Origin of the sequence: uncultured Agrococcus sp. (genome assembly GCF_945915485.1) — a bacterium.
Classification (GTDB): Bacteria; Actinomycetota; Actinomycetes; order Actinomycetales; family Microbacteriaceae; genus Agrococcus.
In genome coordinates, this window is record NZ_CAMEFJ010000105.1 from 1 (window position 1) to 7,602 (window position 7,602).

Sequence of the window (7,602 nt, forward strand, 5' to 3'; positions counted from 1 at the left end):
CGACCGCCGGGCGTGGTCCGGCGGTTCTGGGCCCGGCATCCCCGGCTCGCCGACATCCTCCTCGTACTGCTCACCCTTCTGCTCGGTCTGCCGACCTTTCTCCTGCTCAGCGCGGAGACCCCGTCGGGGCCGCTTTCGGCCACGATCGGTTGGCTACTGGCTGTTGTCACATCGGTGGCGCTGCTCTGGCGGCGACGGCATCCGTTGACGGTTTTCGTCTTCGCGTTCTCCCCCATCGTCGTCTTCGATCCCGTGTTCTCGTCAGCCATAACCGGTATAGCACCCGCCCTCGCGCTGTATTCGGTCGCCGTGTACCGCAGCAATCGCGCGGCGATGTGGACCCTCGTGACGGCCGTCTCGGTCACCATCGCCATCGCCGTCGTTTGGATGCTTGCGAGCACGTTCGCGTTGAGCGAAGCCGTTTCGCTCACTGTGGGCACCGCCTTCCTGCTGCTGGTCGCAGCGTTGATCGGCGTGAACGTCGGCAGCCGCAAGCGCTACGTCGAAGCGCTCATCGACCGCTCTCGCCAGCTCGCGAGAGAGCGGGATCAGCAGGCGCAGCTCGCATCCGCTGCTGAACGAACTCGCATCGCTCGGGAGATGCACGACATCGTCTCGCACTCTCTCGCCGTTGTCGTGACGCTTGCCGAGGGTGCGCACGCGAGCACGGATCTCGAGCAGACGCGTCGTGCCAACAGGGCGATAGCGGACACTGCGCGGGATGCTCTGGGCCAGATGCGCGTCATGCTCGGCGTGCTGCGCTCGGAGCAGAGCCCCGAGGAAGCCGAGGCTCCACGCGAACCCACGATCGACCTCAGACCCGGCGACGTTGTCGCCACAGCGCGCTCCGCGGGGGTCCCTGCATCCCTGACGGTCACGGGGTCCCCCGAAGGCAGCGACCTGCAGCAGTTGGCGGTGCTTCGACTCGTGCAGGAGGGCTTGACGAATGCGATGCGGTACAGCCGGGACGCATCGTTCGTACGGGTTGAGACAGACTATTCGGGTGACCGCATCCGCGTTCGCATCGAAAACGATGGCGTCGGGTCGCAACCGAGATCGCGGGGCTCTGGCGTTGGCCTGCAGGGGCTCGCCGAGCGAGTCACCGCGCTGGGCGGAACGTTCAGTGCGGGGCCGGAACCGGCCAATACCTGGCGGATATCCGCAGAATTACCGAAGGAGCGACCGAGTGAGTGATCAGATCCGCGTGCTGTTGATTGACGATCAACAGCTGATCCGCATGGGCTTCCGAATGGTGCTGGAGGCCGAGCCCGATATCCATGTCGTCGGAGAGGCGGAAAACGGCGAGGAGGGGATGCGCTTGGTCGCCGCAGAACGCCCGGACGTCGTGCTCATGGACGTTCGTATGCCCGTCATGGACGGCATCGAAGCAACCGGGCGCATCATCGAGCGCTTCCCTGCCGTCCGCGTTGTCGTTCTCACGACGTTCGACCTGGACGAGTACGCCTTCGCCGCCGTGCGTGCCGGGGCGAGCGGATTCCTGCTGAAGGATGCCCATCCGCAGGAGCTCACTTCGGCCATCCGGGCCGCACACGCCGGTGAAGCGGTGCTCTCACCGCGTGTGACGCGCAGGATGCTCGATCTGTTCGGGAAGAACCTGCCTGCCGAGAACCCCGGGTCGCATTTGCTCGATGAACTCACCGAGCGCGAGCGCGAGGTGTTCGTAGCGATGGCGAAAGGACTGACGAACGGCGAGATCTCGCAACGCCTCTTCGTGAGCGAGTCGACCGTCAAGACGCACGTCGGCCGTGTGCTCACGAAACTGGATGCGCGCGACAGAGTGCAAGCCGTCATTCTCGCGCATCGAATGGGCCTGGCGAACGAGGAGTAATCGCCTCGGCGCAGGGTTCTATGCTGCAGAGTGACACGGGGCGTGCCTAGACTAGGAGCTTGGATCTACGAACGGGGCTCTCGCACAAGCGCGTGTGACCCAGAAGGACAGGCTGTGAACGAAGCTGCATCGACCACGACTGCGATTCCTACCCGCTGGGTCGGCCCGTTGCGCGTCAGCGGTGACGCGATAACCAAAGATGCTCCTTACGAGGAGGTCTCGGTTCCTCTTGCAACCTACGAGACACCGCTCTGGCCCTCAGTCGGGCGGGGAGCGAGCATTTCCCGCGAACTGCCCCTCGGCATCCGCACCGTCGTGGTCGACGAGCGAATGACGCGCTCCACGTTGTTCGTCGCAGAGGACGCTGTCGTAGCGACTGCCGCCGCACGCACTATCGATGACCGGCTCGCAGAGCTGCAGGAGGTCGTGTCGGCCGGCAGCGGCCACGGCAGGCTCCTCGAAGTGCATTCGGAGATCGTCGGCAACCTGCTCTTCGTCCGTTTCGAGTTCCTGACGGGAGATGCCTCTGGGCACAATATGGCGACGAAGGCCGCCGACGCGCTTATGGAGCGCATACTCTCCTGGCGTTTGGGCCTCGACTACGGCTCGATCTCCGGCAATTTCTGCTCCGACAAGAAGGCGACCGCAGTCAACGGGATCCGCGGGAGGGGCAAGAACGTCGTCGCTGAACTGCTGCTCCCCCACGAGGTCGTCGATCGGCGACTTCGAACGACCGCCTCTCGCATGACGGACCTCGTGGTCCGCAAGAATCTCGTCGGCAGCACGATCGCGGGCGCGCTGCGTTCTGCGAATGCGCACTACGCCAACATGCTGCTCGCCTTCTACCTGGCGACCGGTCAGGACGCCGCCAACATCGTCGAAGGTTCGCAGGGCATCACCTACGCGGAAGAACGACAGGACGGCCTCTACTTCTCCTGCACGCTGCCGAATCTCATCGTGGGCACGATCGGCAACGGCAAGGATCTCCCGCACGTGGATGACGCACTCGAACGGATTGGGTGCCGCGAAGAGCGGGAAGCGGGAGCGAACGCACGACGACTCTCGGCCCTGATCGCAGCATCCGTACTGTGCGGCGAGCTGTCACTGCTCGCGGCCCAAACCAATCCGGGAGAACTCATGGCGACACATCTGCTCATGGAGCGTAAGGGCGGTGCCGACGTATGACCGCAATCGGTATCCACGACCTCGAGCTCGCGACGACGCACCACGTCGTCGACCTCAGTCTGCTGGCTGAATCCAAGAGCATCGAGCCGGCCAAATATGTGCTCGGGCTCGGGCAGACGGAAATGAGCGTGCCCGCTCCCGACGAAGACATCGTCACGATGGGCGCAGCCGCAGCGCTCCCGATTCTCGAGCGCAACGGCACTGACGGGATCCGTACGCTCCTGTTCGCAACCGAGAGCGGTGTCGACCAATCGAAAGCCGCGGGAGTCTCCGCACACGCACTGCTGGACCTGCCGTCCAGCGTTCGCGTCGTCGAGTTCAAACAGGCGTGCTACGCAGGAACCGCTGCGCTGCAGTCGGCGATCGGTATCGTCAGCAGAAACCCTGACGAACGCGTCCTCATCATTGCGAGCGATGTTGCTAGATACGAGCTGGATTCCGCAGCTGAACCCACGCAGGGAGCTGGGGCGATTGCGATGCTCGTGGCCGCCGACCCGGCACTCGTCGAGATCGAGCCGCTGAACGGTATCGCGACAGCGGACGTCGACGATTTCTGGCGGCCGAACGATTCATCGACAGCGATCGTCGACGGAGCGCTTTCGGTCTCGGCATACCTGGATGCCCTCGCAGCCGCCTGGAGCGACCTATCCGAACGGGGAGGCCCCGGCATCGAAGAGATCGATCGCGTGCTCTACCACCAACCGTTCACGAAGATGGCGAAGAAGGCGCAGCAACGGCTCGCAGAAGTCACCGGCGCACGGCTCAGCACCGCGCTGGACGAGAACGAGGCATCGGAGGAGAGGGAAACGGGGCTCGCGATGGGCTCCCGCTACAACCGGCGTCTCGGCAATAGCTACACGGCATCCCTCTATGCTGCTCTCGCGGCGTTGTTGGACCACGATCGGAACTTGGCGGGCAAGCGCCTGGGGTTCTTCAGCTACGGCTCCGGCAGCGTCAGCGAGTTCTTCACCGGTATCGTGCAGCCCGGCTACGACGAGAAGCGGGATGCCGCTCGCACTGCCGAAACACTGGATGCAAGAGTGCCGCTCGAGATCGCCGACTACCGGGAGCTGCACGGCGCGGAGCACCCCAGTGCATCCGATCTGGAGACGCCACGGGTGACCGCATCGCCGTTCCGCTTCGCCGGAATTCGGAATCGGGCCAGGAGATACGAGCGAAGCTAAGGGACGCGAAAGCGCCGAGACCGGTTTCCCGTGTCTCGGCGCTTTCTTCGTGAGTCGTGGCCCTAGCCGGCGTCGATCGCGCCCTGCTTTCGGCTCGTGAGCACCTGGTCGATCAGGCCGTACTCCAGTGCTTCATCCGCAGACAGGAACGTGTCGCGCTCGATGTCATTCGAAACCCGCTCGATGTCGTGCTTCGAGTGGTTAGACAGCGTCTGCTCGAGCCACTCGCGCATCCGCAGCACCTCGCGAGCCTGAATCTCGATGTCGGACGCCTGACCGCGGCCGGCATCCGAAGTTGCGGGCTGGTGGATGAGGATGCGCGCGTTCGGCAGCGCGAGGCGCTTGCCCGGCTCCCCCGCTGCGAGCAGAACGGCAGCTGCAGAAGCAGCCTGACCGAGACACACCGTCTGCACGGCAGGGCGGATGTACTGCATGGTGTCGTAGATCGCCGTCATGGCCGTGAACGAACCACCCGGTGAATTGATGTACATGACGATGTCGCGCTCGGCGTCCTGCGACTCGAGCACGAGCAGCTGCGCCATGATGTCGTCCGCTGAAGCATCGTCAACCTGCACACCGAGGAAGATGATGCGGTCCTCGAACAGCTTTGCGTAGGGGTCCTGGCGCTTGTACCCGTAAGCCGTGCGCTCTTCGAAGCTCGGCAGGATGTACCGTGATCCCGGCATCTGCAGAGCGTCTCCACCCGCCTTGAACGTGGGAGTCTCCATCAGTTGTCGCCCTCCTGGCTCTTGCCGTCCTGGTCGGTGCCGCCGCCGCCGGCGACGTCGGTCGCAGACTCACGCAGATGATCCACGAAGCCGTACTCGAGTGCCTCTTCGGCGTTGAACCAGCGGTCACGGTCACCGTCGGCGTTGATCTGCTCAACCGTCTTGCCCGTGCGCTCCGCGGTGATCTCCGCGAGACGCTTCTTCATGTCGAGAATCAGCTGGGCCTGCGTCTGAATGTCGCTCGACGTGCCACCGAATCCACCGTGCGGCTGGTGCAGCAGTACGCGTGCGTTCGGTGTGATGTAGCGCTTGCCGGGGGTACCTGCGGTCAGCAGCAACTGGCCCATCGACGCAGCCATGCCGATCCCCACCGTCACGATGTTGTTCGGCACGAACTGCATGGTGTCGTAGATGGCCATACCCGCGGTGATGGAGCCACCGGGTGAATTGATGTACAGGTAGATGTCTTTGTTGGGGTCTTCCGCGGCGAGCAGCAGGATCTTCGCACAGATCTCATTTGCCATGTCGTCGCGGACTTCTTCGCCCAGCCAAATGATGCGATCCCGCAACAGCCGGTCGAACACCGTCGGTTGCATCATGGGTTCAGCCACGTCAGAACTCCTATCGTCTCGATATGAAACAACACTAGGCAAAAGGGCGGGCGCTGCGCGGCAATGTTCGCCGCAGGCGCACCCGCCCTCGTGCTCAGCGTCTCGCCGAAATGCTCGGCTAGTTGCTCTCGGTCTCTTCGCCCTCAGCCTCTGGCTCGGCCACATCGAAGCTCGGCACGAAGTCACTCATGTCGACCTCATTGCCGTCGCTGTCGACGACCGTGCTCTTGCTCAGCACGTACGACAGCGTCTTGCCGCGCAGCAGGTCTGCGAGCACCGTCGGGAACTGGCCGTTCTGCTCGAGCGCCTCGACGAGGTCCTGCGGGCCCATGCCGTACTGGCTGGCCATCTGGAAGATGTACTGCTGCAGTTCCTCGTTGGAGACCTGCAGGTCGTTGTCCTCCGCAATGCGGTCGAACAGGATCTGGCTCTTCACGACCGATTCGGTCTGCTCGGCGACCTCTGCGCGGTGCTCGTCGTCTTCCAGACGACCCTCGCCCTCGAGGTGACGGTGCACTTCGTCCTCGATCATCTTGGTCGGGGTCGGGATGTTCGCGTCAGCGATGAGGTCTTCCTGCAGCTTCTTACGCGCCTCGTCTGCCTGCCCCATGGTCTTGCGACGGGCGACCTGCTGCTTCAGCTCGTCGCGGAGTTCCTCAACCGTGTCCTGAGCCGACGCCATCTGCGCGAAGTCGTCGTCCGCCTCGGGCAGCTCGCGCTCCTTGACAGCCGTGACCTTGACGGAGACCTCCGCCTCCTCACCGGCACGGTCTCCTCCGACGAGCGTTGACGAGAACGTCGTCTCCTCATCTGCGGTGAGCGTCTCAACCGCGTCGTCGATGCCCTCGAGCAGCTCACCGGAGCCGACCTCGTAGGAGATACCGCTGGCGGTGTCGACAACCTCGTCGTTGATCTTCGCTTCGAGATCCAACTGCACGAAGTCGCCCTTCGCCGCGGGACGGTCGACGGTCACGAGCGTGCCGAAGCGCGTGCGGAGCTGCGTGAGCTCCTCCTCGATCTCGTCGTCCGAAACGCTTGCAGCCTCGACCGTCACGGTACGACCCTCCAGCGCCGGCATGTCGAACTCGGGGCGAACATCGACCTCGACGACGAGCTTCAGGTCACCCGTCATGGTCTTGGCGTCCGGCACCTCTTCGATGTCGGCGTTGGGGCGACCGATCGGGTGCAGGTCGGCATCGGCGACACCGGCACGGTAGAAGTCATCGAGGCCGGCGTTGATGGCCTCGGAGATGACCGCCTCTCGGCCGAAGCGCTGGTCGATGATCGGCGCGGGAACCTTGCCCTTCCGGAATCCGGGAACCTGCACCTGCTCGGCGATCTGCTTGTAGGCGTCGTCCATGTGAGGGCGGAGCTCCTCCGGCGTGACGAAGATGTTCAGCTTCACACGCGTCTCGTCGAGCTTCTCGACTTCAGTCTTCACGATTCTCCTTGTATTGCTTACGGTCGTGTGCAGTCGGGGCGACAGGATTCGAACCTGCGACCTCCCGCTCCCAAAGCGGGCGCTCTACCAAGCTGAGCTACGCCCCGAGGTCGATGTGCGTTTCGGGCACCCGCGCAAGTCTAGCGCTAACTGAGAGCAAACGCGCACACGGTTTCTCAGCCATCCGATTTCCGTGTAGAGTGGTGCGGTCCGGTAAGGACACCCGCGGGTGTAGCTCAATGGTAGAGCTCCTGCCTTCCAAGCAGGCGGTGCGAGTTCGATTCTCGTCACCCGCTCCATTGTCTTCGACAGAGCAATCGTTCCGAGAATCGTGCCGAGCGGCGCAAGCGCCGCCAACGCATTCCTTCGTGACCGTCCACAGGACGCTCACGCCCGTCACCCGCTCCATTAGACTTCCTTGTCTCTTCGTTCCGAGAATCGTGCCGAGCGGCGCAAGCGCCGCCAACGCATTCCTTCGTGACCGTCCACAGGACGCTCACGCCCGTCACCCGCTCCATTAGACTTCCTTGTCTCTTCGTTCCGAGAATTGTGCCGAGCGGCGCAAGCGCCGTCCGTGCCGAATGTATGGATTTTCCCGAATGTC

Annotated in this window: 7 protein-coding genes and 2 tRNA genes; 5 read left to right on the forward strand and 4 right to left on the reverse strand. The window is 63.7% G+C overall.

Translation table 11 applies throughout. From position 1 onward, the window contains the following. From Q0O95_RS12420 to Q0O95_RS12435, 4 genes are all read left to right on the forward strand, one after another. Positions 1–1,194, forward strand: a 1,194-nt coding sequence (locus Q0O95_RS12420) for a histidine kinase (protein WP_293699188.1), incomplete at its 5' end; no start/stop codon positions are given. Continuing rightward, positions 1,187–1,849: a response regulator transcription factor gene (locus tag Q0O95_RS12425; RefSeq protein ID WP_293699191.1), complete on the forward strand. Its 663-nt coding sequence runs from the start codon at positions 1,187–1,189 to the stop codon at positions 1,847–1,849. The genes Q0O95_RS12420 and Q0O95_RS12425, both read left to right, overlap by 8 nt. Positions 1,850–1,963: 114 nt before the next feature. Beyond that, positions 1,964–3,034 carry a hydroxymethylglutaryl-CoA reductase gene (locus Q0O95_RS12430; protein ID WP_293699193.1) on the forward strand — a complete coding sequence of 357 codons (1,071 nt, stop codon included), beginning with the start codon at positions 1,964–1,966 and terminating at the stop codon, positions 3,032–3,034. Further along, positions 3,031–4,218, forward strand: a complete 1,188-nt coding sequence (locus Q0O95_RS12435; protein WP_293699196.1) for a hydroxymethylglutaryl-CoA synthase — start codon at positions 3,031–3,033, stop codon at positions 4,216–4,218. The genes Q0O95_RS12430 and Q0O95_RS12435 overlap by 4 nt, the downstream gene beginning before the upstream one ends. Positions 4,219–4,280: 62 nt before the next feature. Here the strand turns inward: Q0O95_RS12435 and Q0O95_RS12440 are convergent, their stop codons facing one another. The 4 genes from Q0O95_RS12440 to Q0O95_RS12455 form a co-directional block, all read right to left on the reverse strand. Beyond that, positions 4,281–4,946, reverse strand: a complete 666-nt coding sequence (locus Q0O95_RS12440; RefSeq protein WP_293699198.1) for an ATP-dependent Clp protease proteolytic subunit — start codon at positions 4,944–4,946, stop codon at positions 4,281–4,283. Further along, on the reverse strand, positions 4,946–5,557 hold the full coding sequence (locus Q0O95_RS12445; RefSeq protein ID WP_293699201.1) for an ATP-dependent Clp protease proteolytic subunit: 612 nt from the start codon (positions 5,555–5,557) through the stop codon (positions 4,946–4,948). Before Q0O95_RS12445 ends, Q0O95_RS12440 begins: the two co-directional genes overlap by 1 nt. 118 nt (positions 5,558–5,675) lie before the next feature. Continuing rightward, positions 5,676–6,998 carry a trigger factor gene (tig, locus tag Q0O95_RS12450; RefSeq protein ID WP_293699204.1) on the reverse strand — a complete coding sequence of 441 codons (1,323 nt, stop codon included), beginning with the start codon at positions 6,996–6,998 and terminating at the stop codon, positions 5,676–5,678. 33 nt (positions 6,999–7,031) lie between these two features. Continuing rightward, positions 7,032–7,105: transfer RNA gene (locus Q0O95_RS12455), tRNA-Pro, on the reverse strand. Between the two features lie 118 nt (positions 7,106–7,223). Between Q0O95_RS12455 and Q0O95_RS12460 the strand changes: the two genes are divergently transcribed. Continuing rightward, positions 7,224–7,297: transfer RNA gene (locus Q0O95_RS12460), tRNA-Gly, on the forward strand. Positions 7,298–7,602 lie beyond the last annotated feature (305 nt).

Excerpts from the sequence above, each read along its gene's own strand:
- Q0O95_RS12440 (WP_293699198.1), bottom strand. The coding sequence starts at position 4,946 with ATGGAGACTCCCACGTTCAAGGCGGGTGGAGACGCTCTGCAGATGCCG.
- Q0O95_RS12435 (WP_293699196.1), top strand. The coding sequence starts at position 3,031 with ATGACCGCAATCGGTATCCACGACCTCGAGCTCGCGACGACGCACCAC.